A 26,778-nucleotide genomic window follows, 5' to 3' on the forward strand; every position below is an offset into this window, starting at 1 on the left:
TGCCGATTAAAATCCGATAGCTGTAGTTTCTATCCGTCACCCGAGGATTCCGCCCATGAGCAAGCAAATCATCCATACCGACGCCGCGCCCGCCGCCGTCGGCCCTTACTCGCAAGCGGTTGCCACGACCGGCACCAAGACTGTGTACCTGTCCGGCCAGATCGGCCTGGAGCCCGGCACGGGCGACCTGGTTTCCGAGAACTTCGACGCCCAGGTGCGCCAGGCCTTCGCCAACATGGAAGCCGTGGTCGCGGCCGCCGGCGGCACGCTCAACGACGTGGTCAAGCTGACCTTGTTCCTGACCGACCTGGGCAAGTTCACCGCCGCCAACGCCATCATGGCCGAACTGATTCCGCAGCCGTTCCCGGCGCGTTCGACCGTCGGCGTGGCCAGCCTGCCCAAGGGCGCGCAGTTCGAAGTCGAAGCGATCCTGGTCCTGTAACGCCAGACCACGCGCGATTTGCCAGGGGTTTCATCCCATATGCCGGCCGCGGCCGTGGCAGCCAAGCGATCCGGCGCCGACCCCAAAGGCGCCGGCAAAGCCATGACGGATACGGAGCGCAAGCTGCGTAACCTGGGCCTGGTGCTGCCCGAGGACTTCGCGCTGCACCTGCCGCTGCGCTACGAGGACGAAACCCGCATCGTGCCGATCAGCGACCTGCGGCCGGGCTTTCCCGGCCAGGTCGAAGGCGAGATCACCAAATCCGAGGTCCTGTACCGGCCTCGGCGCCAGCTCACCGCCACCTTGGTGGACGACAGCGGCGAACTCCAATTGCGCTGGCTGAATTTCTACCCCAGCCAGCAAAAGCAGGTCAGCGTGGGCAAGCGGCTGCGCGCACGCGGCGAAGTCCGTGGCGGCCTGTTCGGGCGCCAGATGGTGCACCCGCGCATGACCAACGCCGATGCGCCGCTGCCCACGGCGCTCACCCCCGTCTATCCCACCACCGAAGGCCTGCCGCAACCGACGCTGCGGCGTGCCATTGCCCAGGCGCTGGACCGCGCCGATCTGTCCGACACGCTGCCGCCCGAAGCGCTGGCGCGTTACGACCTGCCGCCGTTCGAGCCGGCGATCCGCGCGTTGCACACGCCCACGCAGGGCGAATCCGAATCCGCGCTGCTCGAACGCGTGCATCCGGCCTGGCGCCGCATCAAGTTCGACGAATTGCTGGCCCAGCAGCTGTCGCTGGCAGCGGCCCGGGCCGCGCGCCGCATCAAAGAGGCCGAGGCGCTGCCCGTGCGCAACGAAGCCGGCGGGCTGGTCGACCGGCTGTACCAGGCCCTGCCGTTCAAGCTGACCGGCGCGCAGCAGCGCGTGGTGGCCGAGATTTCGGCGGACCTGGCCAAGTCGTACCCCATGCACCGCCTGCTGCAAGGCGACGTCGGCAGCGGCAAGACCGTCGTGGCGGCGATTGCCGCGGCCCAGGCCATTGCCGGGGGCGCGCAGGTGGCGCTGATGGCGCCCACCGAAATCCTGGCCGAACAGCATTTCCGCAAGCTGGTGTCGTGGCTGCAGCCGCTGGGCGTGAACGTGGCCTGGCTGAGCGGCAGCCTGACCGCCAAGGCGCGCCGCGAGGCTGCCGCCGCGGCGGCCGACGGCAGCGTGCAGTTGGTGGTGGGCACCCAGGCCCTGATCCAGGACCACGTCGAATTCCACCGCCTGGGGCTGTCCATCGTCGATGAGCAGCACCGCTTTGGCGTGGGCCAGCGCCTGGCGCTGACCCGCAAGGGCGAAACCGTGCGCGGCCGCATCGTGCCGCACCAGCTCAACATGAGCGCCACGCCCATCCCGCGCACGCTGGCCATGACCTTCTTCGCCGATCTGGACGTCTCGGTCATCGATGAACTGCCGCCGGGCCGCACGCCGGTGCTGACCAAGCTGGTGTCCGAGGCGCGGCGCGAGGAAGTCATCGCGCACATTGCCCAGGCCGCGCGCGGCGGGCAGCAGGCCTATTGGGTCTGCCCGCTGGTCGAGGAAAGCGAAGCCCTCGAACTGCAGACCGCGGTGGACACCTACGAAGGCATGCGGGTCGACCTGCCGGACCTGCGCATCGGGCTGGTGCACGGCCGCCTGCCGCAGGCCGAAAAGGCGGCGGTGATGCAGGCCTTCCGCGAAGGCGACATCGACCTGCTGGTGGCCACCACTGTGATCGAGGTCGGGGTCGACGTGCCCAACGCTTCGCTGATGGTCATCGAACACGCCGAACGCTTCGGGCTGGCGCAGTTGCACCAGCTGCGCGGGCGGGTAGGGCGCGGCACGGCCGAATCGGTCTGCGTGCTGCTCTACCAGACGCCGCTGTCGCAGGTGGCACGCGAACGGCTGCGCGCCATGTTCGAGACGTCCGACGGTTTTGAAATCGCGCGCCGCGACCTGGAACAGCGCGGCCCGGGCGAATTCCTGGGCACGCGCCAGTCGGGCATGGCGCTCTTGCGCTTTGCCGACCTGGAAACCGACGCCGCCATTGCCGAAGACGCGCGCGATGCCGCGGTCTGGCTGCGCGCCGAACACCCCGCTTCTGTCGAGGCGCACCTGGCCCGCTGGATGCGGGGCAGGGAAGACTTCCTGCGCACATGACGGCCGCAACCACCATGACCTTCCCATTTTCCAGCGCCGCCCGCCGGGCCGGCGCCCAACCCCTGGGGGCGTAGTCCACCATGACTCTGACCGAACTCAAATACATCGTCGCGGTGGCGCGCGAACGGCATTTCGGCCGGGCGGCCGAAGCCTGTTTCGTCAGCCAGCCCACGCTGTCGGTGGCGATTCGCAAGCTCGAGGACGAATTGGGCGTGACGCTGTTCGAACGCGGCGGCGCGGAAGTCGGCGTGACGCCCATCGGCCAGCGCATCGTGGCCCAGGCCCAGAAGGTGCTGGAAGAAAGCGCCAGCATCAAGGAAATCGCGCGCCAGGGGCATGACCCGCTCGCCGGGCCGCTGCGCGTGGGCGTGATCCATACCATCGGGCCGTACCTGCTGCCGCGCCTGGTGCCGGTGCAGATCGGCCGCACGCCGCAGATGCCGCTGCTGCTGCAGGAAAACTTCACCGTGCGCCTGGTCGAACTCTTGCGCCAGGGCGAGATCGACTGCGCCATCATGGCGTTGCCGCTGCCGGAAGCGGGGCTGGTGATGCAGCCGCTCTACGACGAGCCCTTCGTGGTGGCGGTGCCGCAGGACCACGAACTGGCGCAGCGCAAGGCCATCGATGCCCAGGACCTGAAGCAGCAGACCATGCTGCTGCTCGGCAGCGGCCATTGCTTTCGCGACCAGGTGCTGGAAGTGTGCCCCGAGCTGTCGCGTTTTTCGGCGGCCAGCGATGGCATCCAGCGCACCTTCGAAGGCTCGTCGCTCGAGACCATCCGCCACATGGTGGCGGCCGGCATCGGCGTGACGGTGCTGCCCGTGACCGCCGTGCCGCAGCCGCCGCCTTCGAACAGCCTGCTGCGCTATCTGCCGTTCGAAGGCCACGTGCCCGAGCGTCGCGTGGTGCTGGCCTGGCGCCGCAGCTTTCCGCGCCTGGCGGCGATCGAGGCGCTGGCCCAGGCGGTGTACGAATGCGAACTGCCGGGCGTGCGGATGCTGTCCGACGAAACGGCCGCGGTGCAGGATTGATCCGGGCCGCGCTTGCGTTGCGTCAAGAGACCGCCAAGTCGTTGATTGGCATGCATTTTTGCCGCGAAATTGCCGTATTCGCGGTGTTATCCTGATTTTGTCCACCAACCCCACAGGGAGCTAGCAATGGCAAAGACCTCCAAGAAGACCTCCACCTCCGTTCCGCGCATCGACATCGGCATCTCCGACAAGGACCGCGCCGCGGTGGCCGGCGAATTGTCCAAGCTGCTGGCCGATTCGTACACCCTGTACCTGATGACGCACAACTTCCACTGGAACGTCACGGGGCCCATGTTCAACACGCTGCACCTGATGTTCATGACCCAGTACACCGAAGAGTGGAATGCGCTGGACAGCATCGCCGAGCGCATCCGCGCCCTGGGCCACTACGCGCCGGGCACGTACCGCGAATATGCCAAGCTGTCGTCCATCGCCGAGCCGCAGTCCGTGCCGGAAGCCCTGGAAATGGTGCGCCTCCTGGTCAGCGCCAACGAGTCGGTCGCCAAGACCGCCCGTGCGGCCTTCGAGAAGGCCGACGCCTCCAACGACCAACCCACCGCCGACCTGCTGACGCAGCGCCTGGACGTGCACGAAAAGAACGCCTGGATGCTGCGCAGCCTGCTGCAGTAAACCCCCGTCGCGCCCCGAGCGGCGCGGCCACGAAAATGCCCCCGGCACCTTGCGGTGTCGGGGGCATTTTTTTTGCCGCGCCATCGCCATGCCCCGCCGCCGGAGAATGGTCAATAGGTTTGGATTTTTCCTGATACAGGCATGGGACGATATTTTGCAGTGATTCCGACGCGATCAGTGACTTCAGGTTGCAATATCGGGAGGGGTTCCCGGGGATTAATAGATAACCCAGGATTCCATACTCATTCCTTGCGGTTTTATTAAACCAAGATTAGAAAACGACTTTATACATTTACTAACAAAACAAACGATCTAATCTATTTCTATTTGTATGAACAAAGCGTTTGTCTGAGGGATTTCCCCCGGTTTATTGCAATATTTCCGATTTATTTCCACAGCGATGAAAACTTTTAGAAAGAATTTCGCTGTCTCAGCCGCCTAAGATTCGTTGGCTCGCTACCCACACGTATAACGCGGTATCGAGATGTAATTAATTCTGAGCAACGAGTCCACCCCAGGCAGGGAATAGTCATTCGATTCCAAACCGGTCGATCGGTTCCTGGGTGTCGGTTTTTTATGTACTCGACACGACGAAAACAGTGAGGTCCCCCGTGGTAAAGAGAATCGCAGTGTGCGGTCTTGGATATGTCGGCCTGCCCGTGGCCGTGGCATTTTCCAGGCGCTTTGATGTCGTCGGCTTTGATGTGGACAAGCGGCGGATCACGAGCCTGAAACAGGGTGAGGACTGGACGGGCGAAATCGAACGCGAGGCCTTGCTGGCTTCCCGCATGCAGTTCACCGATCAGGTTACCGAACTGCAAGGGTGCGACTTTTTCGTCGTTGCCGTGCCGACGCCCGTCGACGAGAAGAACAACCCCGATTTTTCCCTGCTGGTGCGCGCCTGCCGCTCGATCGGCCCCGTGCTGCGCCCCGGCTGCATCGTGGTGTTCGAATCCACCGTGCACCCCGGCGCCACCGAGGAAATCTGCGGTCCGGAACTGGAAAAGGCCTCGGGCCTGCGCTGCGGTATCGACTTCAAGCTGGGCTACAGCCCCGAACGGATCAACCCCGGCGACCGTGAGCACCCGCTGGAGAAGATCGTCAAGATCGTGTCCGGCCAGGACGAGGAGTCGCTGGAGATCATCGCCGGCGTCTACGAACAGATCATCGACGCCGGCGTGCATCGCGCCTCGTCCATCAAGGTGGCCGAAGCCGCCAAGGTGCTCGAAAACACCCAGCGCGACATCAACATCGCGCTGATGAACGAGATGTCCAAGATCTGCGATCTGGTCGGCATCCGTACCGCCGAAGTGCTGGCGGCCGCGGGCACCAAGTGGAATTTCCTGAAGTTCACGCCCGGCCTGGTCGGCGGCCACTGCATCGGCGTGGACCCTTACTACCTGACGTCCAAGGCGCAGGAACTGGGCTACCACCCCGAAGTCATCCTGTCGGGCCGCCGGATCAACGACGGCATGGCCAGCCACGTGGCCTCGCGCGTGGTGCAGACCCTGGCCCGCAACGGCCGCCTGAACGCCTCGACCCGGGTCGGCATCCTGGGCATGACGTTCAAGGAAAACGTGCCGGACATCCGCAATTCGAAGGTCGTCGACCTGTATCGCGCCCTGGGCGACTACGGCATCACGCCGGTGGCCTGCGACCCGATGGTCGACGCCGAACAGATGCAGCATGAGTACGGCATCAGCCTCGTCGATCGCGACCAGTTCCGCGACATGGACGTGCTGATCCTGGCGGTGCCGCACCGCGAGACCATGGCCACCATCTGGGAAGACCTGCCGCAGCTGGTCAAGGCCGACGGCATGGTGTGCGACCTGAAATCCGTACTGGACAGCCGCCGGCTTCAGCCCGGCCTCGTGTACTGGACGCTTTGAGTCCAGGTTTTGCGTAACCCATCAACACAGGAGAGGCCCGGAATGACCGCCTTTACCATCGCTCCGATTGGCACCTGCCGCATCCACACGCCGCTACGCGATGCCGTGGGACGCTACCCGATCAAGCAGCAGCTCGGCCGCAATTACGGTTTCGTGCACACCAGCGCCGAGGCGTTGCAGCAGGCCCGCTTCATGTTCGGCCAGGCCGACATTCCCGCTGACGTGCAGCGCCTGATCTTCCGTCCGTCCAATGGCGAGCAGGCCCGCCGCGGCACGCACAAGCCGGCCGACCTGTACATGGTCGAGCTGTCCTCGCGCAAGCTGCTGACCATTGGCGCCCACCCGATCCAGTCCAACTACCTGGTGCGCTTTTTCAGCGAGTTCTTCGCCGACCGCGCCCGCACCCGCGCATTCTGGTCCCAGGCGACCGAAGAACGGCTGGCCGAACGGCGCGAATGGCTGGACAAGGATCCGGTCTTCAAGAGCCTGTCGCCGGACAACCGCGAGCTGCTGGCCCGCATCGTCAAGCGCGAACAGACGGACGACGAGATCGAGCAGCAGATGCGCGAGCTGGTCGACCTGCTGGGCCGGGACAAGATCGTGTTCGTCACGCACGTCAACGCCATGACGCCCGACAACGTGCCGATCGAACAGCGGGCGCAGCTGATCGCCGCCGTCGCCGCCAGCGCGCAGCGCATCGGCGTGCCGTGCTACGACCCCACGCCGCTGATGAACAAGATCGGCCAGGCCGACGCGCTGGAAGACGGCGGGCTGGACCTGACGCACTACACGCCGCTGTTCGCCGAACGCCTGTACACCGAGTGGTACAAGACTTTCGTGCGTCCGCGCATGAGCGCGTCCACGCCGCAACCGTCCGTGCCCAAGCTGAGCGCCGACGAAAGCGCAGAACGCATCGAGAAGCTCTGGGAGTCGGGCGAGCTGCGCGAAGCCTCGCGCCGCCTGCGCGACGTGCTGCGCCGCCATCCCGGCCTGCCGGACCACACGCTGCTGTTCGCACGCATCCAGGAAGAACTGGGCGACTACGAAGGCTCGCTGGCGCTGCTGGGCAGCGCGGACGGCACGCTGGCCACCGGCAGCAAGGCCGAGCAGATCCTGATGCGCAACCATTTCAAGCTGGGCCGCCATGACGTTGCCCACTCGCTGGCCGCAGGCCTGCTGGGCGACGAAATCGAGACCCCGGAAATCGTGCGCATCGCGGCCATTTCCGCCGGCCACCTGGGCTTTGTGGACGAAGCCCTGGGCAATTGGAAGCAGTTGTTCCGCATCTCGTCGCCGCAGGACCCGACCGCCACGGAAGCTGCCGACACCGTGCTCTCGCTGCTGCAGGCCGGCAGCGACATGGAAGCCACCTTGCGCTGGGTGCATGAGGTGCGCGAGGCCATTCCGGCGCATGGCCGCAGTTTCGCGATGCTGTGGCGCGACCGGCTGATTGCCGGCGACCGCGCCGGGCTGCGCGCGCTGGCGGCCGAGTCGCCCGCGCTCACCGATGTCGAGGCGCTGGAACTGGTCAAGGAAGCCTCGTGGCGCGGTTGCATCATGGCCGCGGCGGCGCTGGCCGTGTCGTGCAAGCTGGCCGATACCGAGCAGGAAGACATCGCCGCCTGGCTGCGTGCGCAGGCCGCGACCTGGGCCGAAGAGGGCACGCAGGCGCTGGATGAAGGCCGCCTGCGTGATGCCGCCGAGCGTATCAGCGCGCACCGCCTGCTCAATCCCGATGCCCTGGCCGGCGTGCGCGCCAAGCGCGCCTTCGAGCGGGCGATGCGTCTGGGCGTACGGGCCGCGCTGGTGGCGGGCAATCACAAGGAAGTGATCGACCTGACCGACATCGCACTCGACACCCAGGTCGAATTCCCCGAGCTGCACGCGATGCGTGGCCGCGCGGCCGACGCGCTGGGCGACAAGCAGACCGCCATGCGGCACCTGGAGCAGGCGGCCGCCAACGAGTCGGCGCCCTTCAGCACGCAACTGCACTTCGCCCGCGTCGCGTTCAACGGCGGCTGGTTCGGCGAGGCCATCGACGCCTACAAGATGGTGCTGGCCAACGCCTCGGCCGACCAGGGCGCCAAGGACGAGGCCGAGCGCCAGCTTGGCAGGCTTGGGCCGCGCGCCATCCGCGGCGCCCGGGAGCTGCTGTCGGCCGGTGACGCCAAGGCGGCCTGGACCCTGCTGGAGCGTGTCGCCCAGTCCTGGCCGCAGATGACGGAAGTCGACCACGAAAAGCGCCGCATCATCGCCGTGCTGTACGCCGAAGCGCGCGCGCTGGACTCGTCCAGCACCACCGAGCGCCTGGCATTGGGTGAGCGCATTCTGCAACTGGTGCCGGACGATCCCATCGGCCTGCGCCTGGCCGCGGTCGGCGCCATGCGCCTGCATCGCTTCGAACAGGCCCTGCCTTACTGGCGCGCGCTGCAGCAACGTTCCGACAACCCGGCCCAGTACGATCACTACATCCAGCGCTGCCTGGTGTGGATCGACAAGGCCAACCGCAGGAAGGCCGCATGAATCCGCCGCTGATCACTGAGCGCGAGAGCGCCGATTCCGAGTTGCGGCAGGTGCAGGCCCGGCTGGAGGAAATCGTGGCGGCATCGGGTCGGGTCCAGGTCGCGCAGGACAACCTGGCCGACGCGCAAGCGCTGGCGCGGGACCACCTGTCCGACCCCAAGGTCCGTTTCCTGCTGCTTCGGTTGAAAGAGGCGGCGGGCCTGAACGAGGGCATGTCCGAACAGTGGGCCACGCTATTGCGCGAATGCCCCGATGACCTGGAAATCGTGCGCTATCGCGCGACCCGCCTGGTCAAGGAGCGCCACCTGGAGGACGCGCTGGCCCTGGTGGACCGGCACCTGCCTGCGTCCACCGAGAACCCCGCCCGGTTGTTCTCCCGCGCCAAGCTGCTGAACGACATCCGTGCGTATGAGCAGTCGGACGCCTTGTTCCGCCGGCTGATCCTGCAGCACACGGACCGCAACATTCGCGTCGAGTTTGCCAAGCGCCTGCGCAAGCGCGGCCTGCTGGCGGATGCCTTCGAGGTCATCTCGCCCGTGGCCAAGCACCTGGCGCCGGGCAGCAAGGCGGCGGAACTGGCCAACGGGCTGGCCAGCGACTACGCCTTCTATCAGCGCCTGGAACCCGAAGCCGCGCTGGCCGGCAAGGACATCCGGATCGTGTCGATGAAGCACGCCATCCTGCATTTCCGCAACCGGCAGATCCCGGAATGCTCGCCCGACAAGCCCGTTTCGGTGGCGCTGGTGACGGGCAGCCTGGGCCCCGGCGGCGCCGAGCGCCAACTGACGCGACTGGCCGGGGAACTGGCCCGCATGGCGGAGGCGCCCGAGCCGCGCCCCGTCGATGTGCCGATGAAGCCGGAAAAGGTCGAAGTGCTGGTCAAGCAGCACACCGAGCCGGCCGGTTCCACCAAGAAGCAGGGCCTGGATTTCTTCCTGTCCGTGCTGGTCAAGGCGCAGATTCCGGTCACGGAAATCAACAAGCTGCCCGCGATCTCGGTGGCGCACCAGTCGGTACCGGACGGCAGCCTGACCCGCCTGCTCGAGCAACTGCCCCCGCCGGTTCACTATGGCGTGACGCGGCTGGCGCCCGTCTTGCGCGCCAGCACGTTCGACGTGGTGAGCCTGTGGCAGGACGGCACGTGCCTGTTCGGCGCGCTGGCGGCCTTGCTGGCCGGCGCACCGACCATCCACCTGGTGTTCCGCGGCTTGCCGCCCAACATCCGCAAGGACCGTTTCCGCGAAGAGTATCCCGAGCTGTACCAGGCCCTGGCCCAGGTTCCCGGCGTGCATTTCGTCAGCAACAGCCGCAAGGCCGCCGAGGCCTATGCCGAATGGCTCGGCATCCCCATCGTGCGCTTTCACGTGCTGTACAACGGCGTGCCGGACCTGAACACCGACGCGGCGGCGACCGACCAGGAAAAATGGCAGGCCTTCCAGGAAAGCACGGCCGACGCCACGGAAACCATCGGCGGCGTGTTCCGCCTGGAACCGGACAAGCGGCCGCAATTGTGGATCAAGCTCGCGGCGCTCTACCTGAAACAGCGGCCGCAGGCGCGCTTTGTCATCGTCGGCGATGGGCGCCTGCACGACAACATCGTGGCGCTGGCGCAAGAGCTGTGCGTGATGGACCGATTGTTGCTCGTCGGCCTGTCGAACCACGTGGGCTATTGGTATTCGCAAATGGATGCCAAGGTCCTGCTGTCGCGCTACGAGGGCCTGCCCAACGTGCTGATCGAGGCGCAACTGCTGGGCGTACCCGTCGTCTCGACGCCGGCCGGCGGGGCAGGGGAGTGTTTCGAGGAAGGCGAGACGGGGCACCTGCTGGGCGACGTCGAACATCCCGACCTGCACGAGGCCTGCGACAAGGTCGTGTCCATCGTGGACCGGGTGCGCGCCGATGAACGCCTGAAAGCGCAAAGCCGCAACCGGGCGCAGACGTTGTTTTCGCTGGAGGCCATGCTGGCCAAGTTCCTGAGCCTGTGCATGCCGTTCATGCCCGTGTCGGAGAACGACGAGTCCATGGAACCGCCGGCGATGCAGCTCAAGCAGGCCTGAACGTCCGTCCGCCACTCTCGTTCTGAAGAACAAAAGGAAGTTATGCAAATGAACGTCCCGGCGGCGGGCCGGCGCCCCTTTGCGGCGCCGGCTCTGCTGCTGATTACCGTACTGACACTGAGCGGCTGCCAGTTGCCGCGTTCCGGGCCGATGCTGGCCGAGATGACCGGCGCGCATGACGCCAAGGACGTCATCGTGATGCCTGCCTCGCGCGAGCTTGCGCGCGAGAGCCGGGTGCCGGAAGTCTCCGATTTTCCCGTGCGTTACCGCGACCTGACCGAGGCCGGTTTCGACAGCCTGGTGCCCGGCGACGGCATCAACGTCAAGGTCTGGGAACGCGGCGGGTTGGGCGTGTTCGCGGCGGATCCGTCCGGCGTGAGCGACCTGGGCAACCAGGAGCTGGACCGCAACGGCAATGTGTCCTTTCCCATCCTCGGCAAGTTCCAGGCCGGCGGCAAGACGCTGGGCCAGCTGCATGACGCCATCGTGGCGCGCCTGAGCCGGCTGGTGGCCGGGGCCGACGTGAGCGTGACGCGCGCGGCCGAGGCACGCGGGCAGATGGTGACGGTGCAGGGCAACCTGACCAAGCCGGGCATGTATCCCATTACGCAGACGTCCCAGCGGCTGAGCAGCGCGCTGGCCCAGGCCGCGCCGGTGCAGACCAACCCCGAGCAGCTGGTCATCAGCCTGCGGCGCGACAACCAGGTGGCCTCGGTGCGCCTGTCGGACATCTACCGCAATCAGAACAACGACATCCTGCTGCGGTCGGGCGACGTCATTACCGCATACGAATCGCGCGAGTTCCTGACGGTGCTGGGCGCGGCGGGCAACCAGGGCCGCGTGGCGATCAGCAAGCGCAACTACAGCGTGCTGGATGCCTTGGCCGATTCGAAGGGCCTGGACGACCAGACGGCGGACCCGCGCTCGGTCTTCCTGTTCACGCCCGCGAAGGCGGGGGTGGATGGCAAGCCGGATCTGTTGCCCGTGGTGTACCAGTTCGACCTGACGCGTCCGGAACAGGTGGCGCTGGCCCGCGAATTCACCGTGCGTGAAGGGCAGGCGATCTATATCTCGGATGCGCCGTTCACCCAGGTGCAGAAGGTGCTGTCCGCGTTCCGCGTGACCATGAGCGCCGGCTTCAGCGCCACGCGGGCCATCGATTCGAATTCCGGCGGCTCTTCGACCGGCGTCAGCCAGTAGTGCGTCGATGAGCAACGAGGATCGGATCAAGGGTTGGCGCGCGCGGAAAAAAGACAGCAGCTACGCAGTGGGATCGGGCGTCGATGCCTGGCGCCTGGATCCCGCCAAGCTGTTCGAGGCCAAGGCCGAGCCGGCCGTCCTGCTCAAGCCCCTGCTGGCGCGCCTGCAGGGCGAGCCGCATGACTCCGTGGCCGCCCGGCGGGCGGTCTACGAGGCCGTGCAGGCCGAGCTGGACGCGGAGATCGCGCGCAGCAAGGTCGACGAGGCGCTGGCGGATTTTTCGCGGCGGCGCCTGCGCATCATCGTGCGCCTGCTCGAACAGGACATCCGCGCCGGCATCGAGGTGTTCGCGCCCGGCTACCTGCCCGCCCGGCTGGTGGCCGAGGACCAGCGCCTGGCCGACGCGCAGGCGCGGCGCGAACAGCGGCGCAGGCAGGACGAGGCGCGGGATGCGCGTCGCCATGCCTCGCGCAACGATATCGCGCTGGAAATGGAGCTGCCCCCGGGGGAGGCCGGCGACCTGGCGATCCTGCAGGATCGCCTGCGCGGCCTGCATGCCGGGCATCATCCGCGCATCATCGGCCGCGGCTGGCCGGGCGGGCGCACGCTGCTGGCACTGTTCGTCTACCAGCTGAACGTGATGCACGGCGAAAGCCGGATCGCGCTGCTGTGGGCGCTGGTGGGGCCGGTGGTGCTGCTGACGTTGATTTCGTCGCTGTACATCCTGATGGGCACGCACTACATCCTGGGGATGGACGTGCAGACGTTCTCGCTGCTGGGCGCGACGACCTGGATCATGTTTCGCCAGATCATCTTTCGCAGCAGCACCGCCTACGTGTCGGCGCGCGGCCTGTTGAACTTCCAGGGCGTGTCGCCCTTGATGTGCGCGCTGGTGCAGGCGTTGCTGTACGTGTCGGTGTACCTGGTGGTGTTCGTGGTGCTGATCACGGCCGGTCATGCGCTGGACCTCATCACGCTGCCCAGGAGCTGGCCGGGCTTCATGCTGTTCGTGGTGCTGATGGCGTGCTGCGCCGCGGCGATGGGGCTGTTGTTCGGGGCGATCGCCACCTGCTGGCATTTCTTCCTGCGGCTGGCGCCGGTGATCGAGCGCTTCCTGCAGATTTTCTCGGGCGTCTTCTTCGTCTCGGAGCAGTTGCCCGAGAACCTGCGGCCCTGGATGCTGTGGCTGCCTTTCGCGCACGGCATGCAGCTGCTGCGCTCGGCCTACTTCGACGCCTATACGTCGCAGGATGCCAGCCTGGGCTATTTCCTGACCAGCCTGGTCTTCCTGATGGTGGTGGCCCTGGCCGCAGAGCGGCTGGCCCGTCCCAACATCCAGCCCATGTGAGGAACGACGATGATTCATCTCAATGGCGTGACGGACGATCCCCAGGCCTTCGGCAGCCGGCAGGCGCTGCTTTCCCATGCCCACCTGGACATTCCCGTCGGCCGCTATGCCTTGCTGTCGCCCGCGCCGGAGCTGCATCGCCAGATCATCGATCTGCTGTGCGGCCTGCGGCCGCCGCGCCAGGGCTTTGTCCATCACGATGGCAACGTGTCCTGGGCGATCGGCCGGCAGGGCTTCATCCGCGGCAAGGCCAGCGGCGTGAGCATGATCGAACTGGTCAGCCAGATGTACGAGCTCGATGCCGATGCCACGTACGAACTGGTGGCCGACCTGATCACCGACCCCAAGGTCCTTTCCCGGCCGATGGAACATTGGCCGCTGTTTGCGCGGCAGGAATTTTCGTTTGCGTTGGCCCTGGCGCCGGCGTTCGACGTGTACGTGATCGAAGGGGCCATCCCCTTCGAGCCCTGCCGCTTCACCCGTCTGTGGCTGGCGCTGTTCGAAGAACGGCTGATCGGCAGGACGCTCATTCTTTCCAGTTACCGCCAGAATCAGTTGGCGGACTATTGCCTGAAGGGCCTGATTTATGAACGAAGCGCACTCCGCATCGAAGACGACCTCGACCAGTGCATCCAGAAGTTCCCACCGCGACGATCACGAAGCGACTCAGGAACAGGCGACGACGTCCTCGGCGGCTTCGATGACGGACAGCTCGGCTTCTGAGAGCGGCTCCGAGATCGAACGCCGGCGGCGCGAACGGCAGGCGGCGCTGGCCGAGCGCCGCCGGCGCCGCTGGGTCAACGTGGTCATCGTCATCGCCCCGGTGGCCCTGGCCCTGGCCTACGTGCTGTGGATCGCCACGCCCCGCTATGAAGCGGAATCGCGCTTCTTCGTGCAGTCCGGCTCCGGCCAGCAGGGCGGGGGCGCCATGGCGGCCAGCCTGCTGACCACCGGCAACTCGGGCGGCATGCTGGGCGGCTTCGTGGACGGCTGGGCGGTCAGTGATTTCCTGAAGTCGCGTGACTGCATGCGGCAGCTGGACAAGAAGGTCGGCCTGCGCCGCTTCCTCTTGAATGCAGGCATGGACCCCGCCCACCATCTGTCCGAGGACTCGAGCGAAGATGACCTCTACCGTGCCTACCAGGCCGCGGTCCAGGTGTCGTTCAATGCGCTGGAACAGATCGACGTGCTGCGCGTGCGGGCCTATTCGCCCGAAGACGCCGAAACCCTGTCCAAGGCCCTGATCGGCCTGGCGGAAGACTTCGTCAGTTCCATGAACGAAAAGGGCGTGGCCGACAAGCTGAAGGTCAGCGAGGAGTCGGTGAGGCAGGCCGAACAGAAGGCGCTGGCCGCCCGCGAAGCCCTGACGGCATGGCGAACCACGCACGGCAACATCGACCCGACGGCCACGGTGGCCATGCTGCTGAACCTGTCCAGCCAGCTCGAAGGGGAACTGAGCAGCGCCCAGATCAACCTGGACAAGATCCGCGCGCTGAACAACCAGGACCACTTCATGCTCAAACCCGCCGAAATGCAGGTCGTGGCCCTGAAGAAGCGGCTTGCCAGCGTGCGCCAGCGCCTGAGCGGCGACGGCAACACGGAAGCCAAGCAACTGAAGTCGTACGAAGCGCTGCGCAATACGCAAGCCTTCGCCGATTCGAACCTGACGCTGGCGCAGCAGTCGTACCAGCAGGCCGTGACCGACGCCCTGCGCTTGCAGCGTTATCTGTCCATCATCGCCCAGCCGGTGTCCACGGACCGGCCCAGCAGCCCGCGCACGGCCGTGTTGCTGCTGCAGGCGCTGGCGCTGGGCTTCGTGCTCATGTTCGTCCTGCGCGCGGCGATGGCCTTGCTACGAGGATTGCGCCATGGTTGATACGACAATGGAACGCCCCGGCGCCGCGGCTGCGGCCAGGCCTGCCACCGCGGCGCACGAGGCCGTCGGCCCCCTGCGGGAGGTCATCCAGCAGCTATTGCAGGCGGACGACCCCGCGCCGGCCCTGGCCGCGCTCGGCCCCGCGCTGGCGCGGGTCGAGGACGGCTGGCGCGACGTGCGCCGCCTGCTGGTGTCGCCGCTGGTGCGAGCCGGCCGCCTGGAATTGGCGATCGCCGTGCTGGAAAAGTTGGTGGACGCCTACCCGGTACGCACCGATGACCGCCGCATGCTTGCCAGCCTGCTGGGTCGCACCCAGCAATGGGACCGCGCCATTGCCCAGGCGGACGCCGCCGCCGCCATCGCGCCTGATGCCGCGGCGCTGCAAGCCGTACGGATACAGCTGCGCGTGCAGGCCGGACGGATCGAACAGGCCGCCGACGTCGCGCGCCAGACCCACGCGCTGGCGCTCGCCGACGCGGGCGAGGCGCACTGGTGGATGCTGGCCTATTCGCGCAACGGCGACACCGCCGAAGCGGCCGGTATTGCCACTGCCTTGCAGGCGGCGGATCTGCCGAACGCCCGCGTGGCCACGGTGGCCGTGCGCGCGCTGCTGGACGACGAGCGGGTCGAGGCGGCGATTGTGCTGGGCAGCGCGACGCTGGAAGCCGGCCACGATGCCGCGGCGCTGCGCGCCTCGCTGGGGCTGGCGCACCTGCGCCGGGCCACCGAAGACGACCGCAAGGTCCATGCGCTGGCGCACTTCGAGGCGGGCTTGCAGGCCGCACCCGCCGATGTGCGGCTCTTGACCCTGTACGGCGAAACCCTGCTGCGCGCCGGCCGCTACAAGGACGCCGTGGCGCCGCTGCGCCAGGCCATGGACTTGGCGCCGGACCTGGAACAGACCCAGGGCCTGTACGCCCGCGCGCTGCGCTACACGCTGCAATACGACGAAGCCGCCGACCAGTTGCTGCGCCTGGTCGAAAAATCCCCCGACAAGACGCTCTGGCAGCGCGCCGCCATCGGCGCGCTGTCCCAGGCGGGCCGCAAGCCGCAGGCCGAAGCCTTGTTCGAGCGCTATGTGGCGCAACGCGGCCAGAAGCTGCCGCCGACGTTCCAGCAAGCGCTGGATGAGCTGGACCAGAAGCTGGATACCGCGCCCATCCCCCAAGCCCGCCTGGACTGGGCCTGGTCGCTGCGCGGCGACGCCACGGCCGACCGAGCGCAATGGGAGCGGCGCGCGCGCTGGGGCCATCTGGTGGATCACCTGTTGTTCGACTGGCTCGAATGCCGCGAGGACAGCGTCGAAGAAGCCATGCAGATGCTGGGCGAGCTGGACACCGGCGAGCGCTTTTTCGCGCCGCTGCTGGCGACCGGCCGGGGCGTGGTGGTGGCCACCGCGCACGTGGGCCCCATGTACGCCGGCCTGATGGCGCTGGAACTGCTGGGCATTCCGTCGCGCTGGCTGGCGACCGCGCCCAGCATTGCCCAGAGCAGCTATGCCGCCGCCCTGATTTCCACGGCCGACCAGACCGAAGCGCAGGTGGCCAAGGCCTGCATGCGCGCGCTGGCATCGGGCAATGTGCTGTGCCTGGCGGTGGACGGCGCCGCCAACCCCGCCGCGCCGCGCACCGACTTCGAAGGGCAGTCGGTGACCTATTCCAGCTTCGCGGCCCACCTGGCGCATCGCCAGGGCGTGCCATCGGTGTTCTACGTGCCGCGCTGGGAAAACGGCCGCGTGGCCTACACGCTGGAAATGCTGCCTGCCGTGAACCCCGGCGAGGACGCCGATGCCTATGCGCAGCGCTGGCAAGAGGCCTATTTCAAACATCTCAGGGCCCATGTGGCCGGCCCGCCGGAGAATCTGCGGCTGAGCGGCGGCATCTGGCGCCACGTACAGTCCGCGGATCGTTCCGCGCAGCGTTAAGGAGTGCATTGCCATGAAATCAGCAACGAATGGGCCGGCCGCTCGCAGGCTGCTGCGCGCCTTGTCCTGGCTGCCTGTCCTGGGCATGCTGGTGGGCGGGGCGGCCGCCGCCAGTGAGACCTGCGCCAGTCCGGATGAGCGCTGCCCCTTCGTCTCCGCGCTGCTGCAGCAGCGCGAAGGCTATGGCGCCAAGGCCACGGGCGGCCTGGGCGGGCGGTTCATCGAGGTCACGTCCGACCAGGATTCCGGGCCAGGCACGCTGCGCGCCGCGCTGGCGCAGGCCAAGAAGGGCCCCACGTGGATCCGCTTTGCGTCGGACATGACGATCGTGCTGGACTCGCAGCTGCGCGTGCCGTCCAACACGACCATCGACGGCCGGGGCAAGCACGTGGCCCTGATCGACGACGGCCTGGGCGTGTATGGCAGCCAGAACGTCATCCTGACGCATCTGACCATCGATGGCCGCCTGAACCGGTTGACCCAGGCCGTGAACATCGCCAACGACAGCCGCGATGTCTGGGTGGACCACATGGACCTGTCGCGCATGTCCGACCGGCTGCTCAACGTGAAGAACGGCTCTACCGACGTGACGATCTCGTGGACGAAGTTCCACAATTCGAACAAGGTCATGCTGCTCAACAACATCACGTCCAAGGACCTGTTCGCCAACTACGAACGGGACTCCATCGCGCGCGTGACCCTGCACCACAATTACTTTTTCAACACCGTGCAGCGCAATCCCCGTGGCCAGTTCGGCACCTTCCACCTGTTCAACAACCTGCTGGAAAACTGGGACTTCTACGGCATGAGCTTCAGCCTGGAAGCGAAGGCGCTGGTCGAAGGCAATATCTTCAACAACGACGCCAAGCGCCAATGCGTGGAGCCGGAATTCTTTCCGACGGTGGAAGGCGTGAAGGTGAACTACTGCCGCTATATCCCCACGGCCGCCCGGCGCAGCGCGCTGGACAACGGCGCGTCGGACGAAGGCGCCTACCAGGAACGCAAGGCCCAGCACGGCTATACGCGCGACTTCAAGGCGTTCCTGCGGCTGAAGGACAACCTGTACCTGGGGGACGCGAAACCCGTGTTGCAGGACTACCGCCCCGAGGCGGCCCCGACGCCGCCTTACTGCTATGGCTACGAGAAGCCGTCGGCGGAATTGGCGGAGGCGATCCGCAAGCATGCGGGCAACACCAGCGGCGATACGCCGCTGCCGTCATCCCGAGTGGGGGCTGGCTGCGCGAAATGAACGCAATGCGGTCTCAGGCCTGATGGGACAAGGGCCGGTCGAGAATCGGGGCAATGCGTTCCGGCGGCGGCGATACGCGCCACGAGGCGCGCCGGCGCAGGGCGCCAAAGAGCTTGAGCCCTTGCGGCCAATCGCCCAGGCCGCTGTCCGCATTGAGATGGCCGGCGCCGGGAATCACCACGACGCGGCTGCCCCAGTCTTCGGCAAAACGGCGGGCGCGTTCGAGTCGACAATACGGGTCGTTGTCGCTGGCCACCACCACGCTCTGGAACGGCAGCGACTGCCGCGGCACCGGCGCAAAGCCGCGCAGGCATTCGGGCGCGTCCGGCCGCTCGACATCGGCGGGCGCCACCAGCAGCGCGCCGGCGACCTTAGCGCGCAGCGGCACCGGCAGCGCCGCGCTGATCAGGCAGCCCAGGCTGTGGGCGATCAGCAGCACCGGGCTGCGGGCGCTGTCCACTTGCGCCGCCAGGGTGGAAATCCATTCCGCGCTGACGGGGTTTTCCCAGTCGCGCTGCTGCACTCGCTGCGCGTGGGGCAAGAGGGCGGCCCAGCGCGATTGCCAGTGTTCGGGTCCGGAGTTTTTCCATCCGGGGACGATGATCGGTTGGAGTCTCATGGCGGCCATGATGCCGCGCGGCCTTAGTAACGCAAACGAATAAATCGTCTTTTGCATATACGGTGGCAGGCATAAGGCCGGCAGCCCGCCGGGGCGGCTTTGTATGCGGCACTGCAATAACGAAACGTCGCTCAAATCGGGCCGGAACCCCTGCAAAAGGGGCTATTTTTCAGTGTATGCTTGCCGTGCTTATGCAAAGTAACGGGGCGTGACCAACACTTTTCCGGCTGTCCGCCCGGCTTACAAACCAACGACTACAAGCCATTCGAGGAGTCCACTCATGAAGCAAGTATTTCGTCTGACCCCGGTCATCGCGGCGCTCGGCGTCGCCGCCGGTTTGACGTTTGGCGCAGCCGCGCAGGCGCAGACCATCAAGATCGGCGTGGTAGGCCCCACCACCGGCGCGGTCACCCAATATGGCGACATGGTCCGCGAAGGCGTCGACACCGCGGTGGAACGCATCAACGCCGCCGGCGGCGTCAACGGCAAGAAGCTCGAAACCGTGGTCATCGACGACGGCTGCGAACCCAAGCAGGGTCCGGTCGCCGCCAACCGCGTGGTCAACAGCAAGATCGGTTTCGTCGTGGGCCACGTGTGCTCGGGCGCCACCATCGCCGCTGCCGACATCTACAACAACGAAGGCGTGGTCATGGTCACGCCCTCGGCCACCTCGCCGGCCCTGACCGACGGCAAGAACTACGAGTTCATCTTCCGCACCATCGGCCGCGATGACCAGCAAGGCCCCGCCGCCGCCAAGTTCGTGCTGGAAAAGATCAAGCCGAAAAAGGCCGCCGTGCTGCACGACAAGCAGTCGTACGGCCAGGGCATCGCCACCTCGGTCAAGAACGACCTGGAAAAGGGCGGCGTGCCCGTCGCGATCTTCGAAGGCATCAACGCCGGCGACAGCGACTACTCCGCCGTCATCACCAAGCTCAAGAGCCAGGGCGTGGACTTCGTCTACTACGGCGGCTACCACCCTGAAATGGGCCTGCTGCTGCGCCAGGCAGCCGAGCAGGGCGTGAAGGCCAAGTGGATGGGCCCCGAAGGCGTCGGCAACCCCGACATCAACGCCATCGCCAGCGATGCCGTCGAAGGCATGCTGCTGACGCTGCCGGCCGACTTCACCCAGAACGCCGCCAACGCCGACATCGTCAAGGCCTTTGCCGCCAAGAAGCGAAACGCCAGCGGCGCGTTCCAGCTGACCGCCTACACGGCCACCCAGGTCATTGCCGACGGCATCAAGGGCGCCGGCAGCGAAGACCCCTCCAAGGTCGCCAAGTACCTGCACGCCAACTCGTTCGACACCCCGATCGGCAAGGTGGCCTGGAACAAGCAGGGCGACCTGACGAACTTCCAGTTCGACGTCTTCGTCTGGCACAAGGACGGCTCCAAGTCGGTCTACAAGTAAGGTGCCGGCGCGGCGTGCCGGGGGGAATTCCCTGGGGCGCCCGCCCGTTGCCTGCCCCCCGAACCGGGCCGGAAGCGCTGTCTTCCGGCCCGGTTTTTTCGTGCGCGCCACCCGCGGGGAACCGGCGCGATATTGCACGGGTCGAACGCCCCTTGCGCGGTTTTGCGTAGAATGCGGCCAAATCGACCCCTCACTTTCTGTCCGGACACCATGACCAAGGCATTGCTAGTCGAAGACGATCCGAAGCTGTCGCGCCTGATCGCACAGTTCCTGGAGCAACACGGGTTCAATGTCGCCCAGGCCTACCGCGGCGACCATGCGGTAGAGGCTTTCCGCCGCCACGACCCGGCCATCACCATTCTCGACCTGATGCTGCCGGGGCGCGACGGCCTGCAGGTCTGCCGCGACCTGCGCGCGTTTTCCTCGGCGCCCATCCTGATGCTGACGGCGCGCGAAGACGACCTGGACCAGATCCTGGGCCTGGAGTCCGGCGCCGACGACTACGTCATCAAGCCGGTCGAGCCGCGCGTACTGCTGGCTCGCATCCGGGCGCTGCTGCGCCGTCACAGCCAGCTCGAGGAACCGCCGGAGCGCCTGGAGTTCGGCCCGCTGGTCATCGACCGGCGCACCCGCGCGGTGGTCCACGCCGGGGTCGAGGTCGACCTGACCACCATGGAATTCGAGATGCTCTGGGCGCTGGCCAGCCAGGCCGGCCAGGTGCTCACGCGCGACGACCTGCTCAATGCCGTGCGCGGCATCGAATTCAATGGCCTGGACCGCAGCGTCGACGTCTGCGTCAGCAAGCTGCGGCGCAAGCTGGACGACGACCCGCGCGATCCGGCGCGCATCAAGACCGTGTGGGGCAAGGGCTATCTGTTCTCGCCCAAGGCGCACGAGGGCAGCGATGATTAAATTCGTCCTGCGGCTCTTCGTGGTGCTGGCGGTGGGCTTCGTGATTTCCAACGAAGTCGTGGACCGATCCGCCAACTACCTGTTCGAGCCGGTCAGCGACGCCTACACCCGCGAGTCCGTGCGTGGCCAGATCCACAGCCTGGTGCAGGAACTGTCCAAGGTCGAGCCGGGCGCCCGCGCGGCCTACATCGAGCAGCATCTGGCGCCGTACTACGGCCTGACGCTGCGGGTGTTCAACGCTTCGGACTACAACGCCAGCGACAAGGAGCGCCGCATTGCCGCCCGCGGCGACTTCTTCATCCGCGACAAGCTGCAGACCTTCGTGGCCGCCATTCCCGGCCCGGGCAACCAGTGGCTGGAAGTGAAGCTGCCGCCCGAGCCGTCGTTCGGCCCCTGGGTGATCGCAGCGGTGTATTCGGCGCTGGGCCTGCTGCTGTGCGCCTTCATGCTGGTGTGGGCGCTGCCCATCTGGCGCGACCTGGAAGCCCTGAAGACCGCCGCGCTGCGCATGGGGCAGGGCGACCTGCAGGCCCGCGCCCGCCTGTCGCGCCATTCCAGCATCGGCAACCTGGGCGACACCTTCAACCTCATGTCCGAGCGCATCGGCGCGCTGATCGGCAACCAGCGCGAACTCACCAATGCGGTCTCGCACGAGCTGCGCACGCCCATCGCGCGTCTGACCTTCGAGCTGGACATGATCGGCCGTACCGAAGACGCCACCGAACGCCAGCGCCTGATCGACGACATGAAAAGCGACGTCGCCGAACTGGACAGCATGGCGTCCGAACTGCTGATGTACGCCCGCCTGGAACACAAGAGCGACGGCGTGGCCCTGCAGGCGGTGGATGCGCGCAGCTGGCTGGATTCGGTGGTGCAGCATGCCGGCTTCGAGGCCGGGCAGTCCGGCGTGCGGCTGGAAGTCGTGCTGTGCCAGGTGGGCGAAGTGCACCTGCACCAGCGCTACATGACACGCGCGCTCTTGAACCTGCTGCTGAACGCCATCCGCTATGCCGGCGGCCGGGTGCAGGTGAGCCTGGTGTCGCCCGCGCCGCGCGAATACGTGCTGATGGTCGACGATGACGGTCCCGGCATTCCGCCCGCGGACCGCGAACGCATTTTCGAACCCTTCATCCGCCTGGACGAAAGCCGCGACCGCGTCACCGGCGGGACCGGCCTGGGCCTGGCGATCGTGAACCGGGTGGCCCGCTGGCACAACGGCACCGCCGAGGCGGCCGACAGCCCGCTGGGCGGCGCCCGTTTCATCGTCAGCTGGAAAGCGACGTAAACAAACTTCACAAACTGGCCGGCCAATCTTCACAAACTCCCTACAAAGCGGGAAAGATCGGCGCGGCGTCCCTGATTAGCATGACGGCAGTTCTCCCCAGAGGAATTGCTGCCCGTCATGTTTTCGCTTACCCGCCTGGCTGCCGTTGCCATGCTCCTGATCGCCGTGGGCGGTTGCCAGGGCATGCCCCCGGCCGCGCCGCCCGCCATCGCCAAGGGCGACTACCCGGCGGTGGTGGCGTACCTGAAGCAGCGCATCCCCTACGACATGGGCGCGCAGCGGGTGCCAGGCCTGTCGATCGCCATCGTCGACGACCAGCGCATCGTCTGGAGCAGCGGTTTCGGCTACGCCGACACGGCCCGCCATCGCAACGCCACCGGTGACACGCTCTACCGGGTCGGCGCCATCTCCAAGGTCGTCACGGCCGCCGGCGTGCTGCGCGCCGCCGATGACGGCCGCCTGTCGCTGGACAACCCGGCTGCGCAGTCGCTGCCGCAGTGGGAATTCGAGCCCCGCCGCGCCGCCATGCACTGGATGGGCACGTACCCCTTCACCGCCCGGCGCCTGTTGGCGCTGCGTCCGGACACGCTCGAAGACACCATGGGCCGGGCCCGCGCCGACATGGGCTACGCATTGCTGGGCGACATGGTCGCGCACGTGGCCGACGAACCCTTCGACACCTATGTGCGGCGCACGCTGCTGCAGCCGCTGAACATCCCGCGCACCGGCTTTCGGCAAGTCATCGAAAACGACGAATCCCGCGAACTGCGCGCAGCCGGCTACCGCCGTGGCGTGCCGTGGGTCGAGGCGCCGCAGACGAACGAGGCGGCCGAGGGCCTGTGGGCCAGCTCGGCCGAGATGGCGCGCTTTTCCAGCATGTTGTTCGCCGGCGGCACCTACAAGGGCCGCCGGGTCCTGAAAGACGAGTCCGCCCATGCGGTGCTGAACCTGGAAACGGTGGCCCACGGCATGGAGCTGGAGTGCCGCCTGTCGCTGTCCTGGCTGGCCGCGCCGTGCGACCCGGACGACATCGCCGGCGATTCCCTGCGCGAGCACAGCGGCGCCACCGAAGCCTTCCATGCCCGCTGGCTGCTGGCGCCGCGCGACAAGCTGGCCGTGCTGGTGATGAGCAATGCGGACACGGCCGAACCGCTGGTGGCATCGGTCTCCATCCTGGCCATGAACCTGATGCGGCAGGCCAAGCACGGCCCTGCGCAAAAGTAGCCCCGCGTCGCGGTGTCGCGGCGCACCCCGAGTTTCCCCTCAACCTCGTTTCCTGGAAGTACTTATGAAGCGATATCCCGCTCTGTCTTCGTTGCCGCACCGCGCCGGCGCCTGGTGTCTGCTGGCCTGTCTGCCGGCCGTGTCGTTGGCCGCAGGCGAACGCGTCGCCGACAACTCGGTCTACAGTTCGCGCGGCGCCAGTTCGCGCGGCATCGACGTGCCCACCGGCACCGACAAGCCGGCCGACGAATGGAAGTTCTACGGCACGCTGGGCGTAGGCTACGCGCCGCGCTACAGCGGCAGCAATGAAAGCGCGGCCTTGCCGGTGTTCGGCCTGGGCATCCGCAGCCCGGGCGGCTTTTTCCTGGACACCGCGCATGGCCTGGGGTGGGAAACGCAGGCGCTCAGCAGCACCTTCCGCTTCTATGTCGCGCCCAGCGCCGACCGCAAAGACCACAAGAAGGGCTTCCAGGGCTCGGACAAGCTGCGCGGCATGGGCGACATCAAGAGCCGCGCGCAGATCGGCATGGACGCCGAGACCACGCTCGGCCCGGTGACGCTGTCGGCCACCGTGGCGCACGCCTTCAAGAAGGGCGACGACCGCGATGTGGGCAGCGCCTACACGCTGTTCAACCTGGGCGCCAGCACCACGGTGTACGAAGGCTCTGCCGGTTCGGTGTCGCTGGCGCTGAACGGCAACTTCGGCGACGGCAACTACATGCGCACCTGGTATGGCGTCAGCGATCGCCAGTCGCAGAAATCGGGCTATCGCCGCTACAACCCCAAGGGCGGCCTGGAAAGCGTGGGCCTGGGCGCCACGTGGTCGCTGCCGCTCAGCAAGGAATGGTCGTGGTCGGTCATGGCCGAAGCGCGCCGTCTGTATGGCGATGCGGCCGACAGCCCGATCGTCAAGGACCGCAACCAGTATTCGGTCGGCACGGCGGTGACTTACACGTACTGAGCGGGAAGGCCTTCCCTGGAGCGGGGAAGGGGCGCGGGCCCGGCGGCGCGAAGCCACCGGCACCCGCCGGAAGGACTTACAGCCCTTGCACGCGGCGGCCGGAGTCGGCCTCGAACCAGTGCAGCGGGTGACGGCCATCCGGGCCGACGTTGACGCGGTCGCCCACCTTGGCCGAGGACTCGGACAATTGGCGGGTGGTGCAGCGCACGACCAGGGTGGACTTGCCGCAGCGGCAGTGCACCAGTTGCTCGGAGCCCAGCGTTTCGACCATTTCGACTTCGGCGGGCACGCCCTGCGTGTTCAGCAGCATGTGCTCGGGGCGCATGCCCATGATGACCTTGCGGCCGCGCACTTGCGACGGCACTTGCAGCGGCGAGATGTCCAGCGCCGAGCCATCGGCGGTCTGCACCGTGCCGTCGCCGGCCACGTTCACTTCCATCAGGTTCATGGGCGGCGAGCCGATGAAGCCGGCCACGAAGGTGGACGCGGGCTTTTCGAACACTTCCATGGGGGTGCCGATCTGCTCGGGCACGCCCTGGTACATGACGATCATGCGGTGCGCCAGCGTCATGGCCTCGACCTGGTCGTGCGTGACGTACAGGCTGGTGGTGCCCAGGCGGCGGTGCAGCTTCATGATTTCAAGACGCATCGCCACGCGCAGCTTGGCGTCCAGGTTCGACAGCGGTTCGTCGAACAGGAACACCTTGGGTTCGCGCACGATGGCGCGGCCCATGGCCACGCGCTGGCGCTGGCCGCCCGACAGGGCGCGCGGACGGCGGTCCAGCAGATGGCCCAGTTCCAGGATCTGCGCAGCGATGTCGACGCGCTTCTTGATTTCGTCCTTGGAGAACTTGCGGATCTTCAAGCCGTAGGCCATGTTCTCGAACACGGTCATGTGCGGGTAGAGCGCGTAGTTCTGGAACACCATCGCGATGTCGCGTTCGGCCGGCTCCAGCGTGTTGACGACCTTGTCGTCGATCACGATCTCGCCGCTGGTCACGGTTTCCAGGCCGGCGACCATGCGCATCAGCGTGGACTTGCCGCAGCCGGACGGGCCGACGATGACGATGAATTCGCCGTCTTTCACATCCATGTCGATGCCATGGATGACCGGCACGTTGCCGGCGTAGGTTTTCTTTACGTTGCGAAAGCTGAGAGTAGCCATGAGTTATTCGTATTCGGAGTCGTTGTCGGGTGGGCTTTAGCGGGCAATAGTTACTTTTCAGTATCTACCAGACCCTTGACGAACCATTTCTGCATCAGGATGACCACCAGCGCCGGCGGAATCATGGCCAGCATGGCCGTGGCCATGGTGATGTTCCATTCGGTGACGCTGTCGCCGCCGCTGATCATCCGCTTGATGCCGATGACGACGGGGTACATGTCTTCCTGCGTGGTCACCAGCAGCGGCCACAGGTATTGGTTCCAGCCGTAGATGAACTGGATCACGAACAGCGCGGCGATGCTGGTCTTGGACAGCGGCAACAGCACGTCGCGGAAAAAGCGCACGGGGCCGGCGCCGTCGATGCGCGCGGCTTCGATGAGCTCGTCCGGCACCGTCAGGAAGAACTGGCGGAACAGGAACGTGGCCGTGGCCGACGCGATCAGCGGCAGCGTCAGGCCCGCGTAGCTGTTGAGCAGGCCCAGGTCGGCCACCACCTTGTAGGTCGGCGCGATGCGGACTTCGACCGGCAGCATCAGCGTGACGAAGATCATCCAGAAAAAGAACATGCGGCCGGGGAAGCGGAAATACACGACCGCAAAGGCCGACAGCAGCGAGATCGCGATCTTGCCGATGGAAATCACCAGCGCCATGATCAGGCTGACGTACATCATGCGACCCACCGGCGCGCCGGACGAACCGCCCGACGAGCCGCCGAACAGCGCCTGCATGTAGTTATCGACAAAGTGCGGACCGGGGATCAGCGACATCGGCGCCTGCGCGACTTCCTGGGCGGTCTGGGTAGACGCGACGAAAGTGACGTAGAGCGGAAATGCCACCATCGCCACGCCGCAGAGCAGAATGACGTGGGCCAGAATATCCAGCCAGGGACGGCGTTCAACCATTGT

At 66.6% G+C, this 26,778-nt stretch carries 21 protein-coding genes; 18 read left to right on the forward strand and 3 right to left on the reverse strand.

The annotated features are described in order from the left end of the window. Positions 1-55 precede the first annotated feature (55 nt). From ACUDP5_RS13045 to ACUDP5_RS13105, 13 genes are all read left to right on the forward strand, one after another. Complete coding sequence (locus tag ACUDP5_RS13045) at positions 56-442, forward strand: Rid family detoxifying hydrolase (protein ID WP_263913477.1); 387 nt, start codon at positions 56-58, stop codon at positions 440-442. 39 nt (positions 443-481) lie between these two features. Further along, complete coding sequence (gene recG, locus ACUDP5_RS13050) at positions 482-2,572, forward strand: ATP-dependent DNA helicase RecG (RefSeq protein ID WP_445658939.1); 2,091 nt, start codon at positions 482-484, stop codon at positions 2,570-2,572. Positions 2,573-2,652: 80 nt separating this feature from the next. Then, positions 2,653-3,603: a LysR substrate-binding domain-containing protein gene (locus tag ACUDP5_RS13055; protein ID WP_175193514.1), complete on the forward strand. Its 951-nt coding sequence runs from the start codon at positions 2,653-2,655 to the stop codon at positions 3,601-3,603. A gap of 126 nt (positions 3,604-3,729) precedes the next feature. Beyond that, the gene (locus ACUDP5_RS13060) at positions 3,730-4,233 is read left to right on the forward strand and encodes a Dps family protein (protein WP_445658940.1); all 504 of its coding nucleotides are present in this window, start codon (positions 3,730-3,732) and stop codon (positions 4,231-4,233) included. A gap of 629 nt (positions 4,234-4,862) precedes the next feature. Beyond that, a complete protein-coding gene (locus ACUDP5_RS13065; protein WP_445658941.1) occupies positions 4,863-6,122 on the forward strand; it encodes a nucleotide sugar dehydrogenase in 1,260 nt (419 codons plus the stop codon). Between the two features lie 42 nt (positions 6,123-6,164). Continuing rightward, the gene (locus tag ACUDP5_RS13070) at positions 6,165-8,645 is read left to right on the forward strand and encodes a hypothetical protein (RefSeq protein WP_263913473.1); all 2,481 of its coding nucleotides are present in this window, start codon (positions 6,165-6,167) and stop codon (positions 8,643-8,645) included. After that, the gene (locus ACUDP5_RS13075; protein WP_445658942.1) at positions 8,642-10,702 is read left to right on the forward strand and encodes a glycosyltransferase; all 2,061 of its coding nucleotides are present in this window, start codon (positions 8,642-8,644) and stop codon (positions 10,700-10,702) included. The genes ACUDP5_RS13070 and ACUDP5_RS13075 overlap by 4 nt, the downstream gene beginning before the upstream one ends. 42 nt (positions 10,703-10,744) lie before the next feature. Then, positions 10,745-11,902: a polysaccharide biosynthesis/export family protein gene (locus ACUDP5_RS13080; protein WP_263913471.1), complete on the forward strand. Its 1,158-nt coding sequence runs from the start codon at positions 10,745-10,747 to the stop codon at positions 11,900-11,902. Positions 11,903-11,909: 7 nt separating this feature from the next. Beyond that, complete coding sequence (locus tag ACUDP5_RS13085; protein WP_263913470.1) at positions 11,910-13,250, forward strand: ABC transporter permease; 1,341 nt, start codon at positions 11,910-11,912, stop codon at positions 13,248-13,250. Positions 13,251-13,259: 9 nt separating this feature from the next. Next, the gene (locus ACUDP5_RS13090; protein ID WP_263913469.1) at positions 13,260-13,973 is read left to right on the forward strand and encodes an ATPase; all 714 of its coding nucleotides are present in this window, start codon (positions 13,260-13,262) and stop codon (positions 13,971-13,973) included. Positions 13,974-14,094: 121 nt separating this feature from the next. Beyond that, positions 14,095-15,126: a sugar ABC transporter gene (locus tag ACUDP5_RS13095; RefSeq protein ID WP_263913508.1), complete on the forward strand. Its 1,032-nt coding sequence runs from the start codon at positions 14,095-14,097 to the stop codon at positions 15,124-15,126. Beyond that, entirely contained in the window at positions 15,119-17,050 is a 1,932-nt protein-coding gene (locus ACUDP5_RS13100; RefSeq protein WP_445658943.1) for a Vi polysaccharide transport protein VexE, read from the forward strand. Before ACUDP5_RS13095 ends, ACUDP5_RS13100 begins: the two co-directional genes overlap by 8 nt. An 85-nt stretch (positions 17,051-17,135) precedes the next feature. Beyond that, positions 17,136-18,299, forward strand: a complete 1,164-nt coding sequence (locus tag ACUDP5_RS13105) for a pectate lyase family protein (RefSeq protein ID WP_445659160.1) — start codon at positions 17,136-17,138, stop codon at positions 18,297-18,299. Between the two features lie 13 nt (positions 18,300-18,312). Here ACUDP5_RS13105 and ACUDP5_RS13110 read toward each other — a convergent pair whose 3' ends face one another. Beyond that, positions 18,313-18,918 (reverse strand): RBBP9/YdeN family alpha/beta hydrolase, encoded by a 606-nt coding sequence (locus ACUDP5_RS13110; protein ID WP_263913467.1) that lies wholly within the window; start codon positions 18,916-18,918, stop codon positions 18,313-18,315. 280 nt (positions 18,919-19,198) lie between these two features. On the opposite strand from ACUDP5_RS13110, the gene ACUDP5_RS13115 reads away from it, so the two are divergent. The 5 genes from ACUDP5_RS13115 to ACUDP5_RS13135 all read left to right on the forward strand — a co-directional run bounded on the left by ACUDP5_RS13115 (position 19,199) and on the right by ACUDP5_RS13135 (position 24,708). After that, entirely contained in the window at positions 19,199-20,326 is a 1,128-nt protein-coding gene (locus ACUDP5_RS13115; RefSeq protein WP_263913466.1) for a branched-chain amino acid ABC transporter substrate-binding protein, read from the forward strand. A 210-nt stretch (positions 20,327-20,536) separates the two neighbouring features. Beyond that, on the forward strand, positions 20,537-21,238 hold the full coding sequence (locus tag ACUDP5_RS13120) for a response regulator (protein WP_263913465.1): 702 nt from the start codon (positions 20,537-20,539) through the stop codon (positions 21,236-21,238). After that, the gene (locus tag ACUDP5_RS13125; protein WP_445658944.1) at positions 21,231-22,523 is read left to right on the forward strand and encodes an ATP-binding protein; all 1,293 of its coding nucleotides are present in this window, start codon (positions 21,231-21,233) and stop codon (positions 22,521-22,523) included. The genes ACUDP5_RS13120 and ACUDP5_RS13125 overlap by 8 nt, the downstream gene beginning before the upstream one ends. Before the next feature lie 117 nt (positions 22,524-22,640). Next, entirely contained in the window at positions 22,641-23,747 is a 1,107-nt protein-coding gene (locus ACUDP5_RS13130; RefSeq protein ID WP_263913463.1) for a serine hydrolase domain-containing protein, read from the forward strand. Positions 23,748-23,811: 64 nt separating this feature from the next. After that, positions 23,812-24,708, forward strand: a complete 897-nt coding sequence (locus ACUDP5_RS13135; protein ID WP_263913462.1) for a MipA/OmpV family protein — start codon at positions 23,812-23,814, stop codon at positions 24,706-24,708. A gap of 76 nt (positions 24,709-24,784) precedes the next feature. Here ACUDP5_RS13135 and ACUDP5_RS13140 read toward each other — a convergent pair whose 3' ends face one another. Further along, positions 24,785-25,873 carry a sn-glycerol-3-phosphate import ATP-binding protein UgpC gene (locus ACUDP5_RS13140; RefSeq protein ID WP_445658945.1) on the reverse strand — a complete coding sequence of 363 codons (1,089 nt, stop codon included), beginning with the start codon at positions 25,871-25,873 and terminating at the stop codon, positions 24,785-24,787. Positions 25,874-25,923: 50 nt separating this feature from the next. Then, positions 25,924-26,775, reverse strand: a complete 852-nt coding sequence (ugpE, locus tag ACUDP5_RS13145; protein ID WP_263913460.1) for a sn-glycerol-3-phosphate ABC transporter permease UgpE — start codon at positions 26,773-26,775, stop codon at positions 25,924-25,926. Between the last annotated feature and the right edge of the window lie 3 nt (positions 26,776-26,778).

Source organism: Achromobacter sp. NCFB-sbj8-Ac1-l, assembly GCF_052695805.1.

Coding starts and splice junctions, on each gene's coding strand:
- ACUDP5_RS13045 (WP_263913477.1), top strand. CDS start 56: ATGAGCAAGCAAATCATCCATACCGACGCCGCGCCCGCCGCCGTCGGC.
- recG (WP_445658939.1), top strand. CDS start 482: ATGCCGGCCGCGGCCGTGGCAGCCAAGCGATCCGGCGCCGACCCCAAA.
- ACUDP5_RS13055 (WP_175193514.1), top strand. CDS start 2,653: ATGACTCTGACCGAACTCAAATACATCGTCGCGGTGGCGCGCGAACGG.
- ACUDP5_RS13060 (WP_445658940.1), top strand. CDS start 3,730: ATGGCAAAGACCTCCAAGAAGACCTCCACCTCCGTTCCGCGCATCGAC.
- ACUDP5_RS13070 (WP_263913473.1), top strand. CDS start 6,165: ATGACCGCCTTTACCATCGCTCCGATTGGCACCTGCCGCATCCACACG.
- ACUDP5_RS13075 (WP_445658942.1), top strand. CDS start 8,642: ATGAATCCGCCGCTGATCACTGAGCGCGAGAGCGCCGATTCCGAGTTG.
- ACUDP5_RS13080 (WP_263913471.1), top strand. CDS start 10,745: ATGCAAATGAACGTCCCGGCGGCGGGCCGGCGCCCCTTTGCGGCGCCG.
- ACUDP5_RS13085 (WP_263913470.1), top strand. CDS start 11,910: ATGAGCAACGAGGATCGGATCAAGGGTTGGCGCGCGCGGAAAAAAGAC.
- ACUDP5_RS13090 (WP_263913469.1), top strand. CDS start 13,260: ATGATTCATCTCAATGGCGTGACGGACGATCCCCAGGCCTTCGGCAGC.
- ACUDP5_RS13100 (WP_445658943.1), top strand. CDS start 15,119: ATGGTTGATACGACAATGGAACGCCCCGGCGCCGCGGCTGCGGCCAGG.
- ACUDP5_RS13105 (WP_445659160.1), top strand. CDS start 17,136: ATGCTGGTGGGCGGGGCGGCCGCCGCCAGTGAGACCTGCGCCAGTCCG.
- ACUDP5_RS13110 (WP_263913467.1), bottom strand. CDS start 18,918: ATGAGACTCCAACCGATCATCGTCCCCGGATGGAAAAACTCCGGACCC.
- ACUDP5_RS13115 (WP_263913466.1), top strand. CDS start 19,199: ATGAAGCAAGTATTTCGTCTGACCCCGGTCATCGCGGCGCTCGGCGTC.
- ACUDP5_RS13120 (WP_263913465.1), top strand. CDS start 20,537: ATGACCAAGGCATTGCTAGTCGAAGACGATCCGAAGCTGTCGCGCCTG.
- ACUDP5_RS13125 (WP_445658944.1), top strand. CDS start 21,231: ATGATTAAATTCGTCCTGCGGCTCTTCGTGGTGCTGGCGGTGGGCTTC.
- ACUDP5_RS13130 (WP_263913463.1), top strand. CDS start 22,641: ATGTTTTCGCTTACCCGCCTGGCTGCCGTTGCCATGCTCCTGATCGCC.
- ACUDP5_RS13135 (WP_263913462.1), top strand. CDS start 23,812: ATGAAGCGATATCCCGCTCTGTCTTCGTTGCCGCACCGCGCCGGCGCC.
- ACUDP5_RS13140 (WP_445658945.1), bottom strand. CDS start 25,873: ATGGCTACTCTCAGCTTTCGCAACGTAAAGAAAACCTACGCCGGCAAC.
- ugpE (WP_263913460.1), bottom strand. CDS start 26,775: ATGGTTGAACGCCGTCCCTGGCTGGATATTCTGGCCCACGTCATTCTG.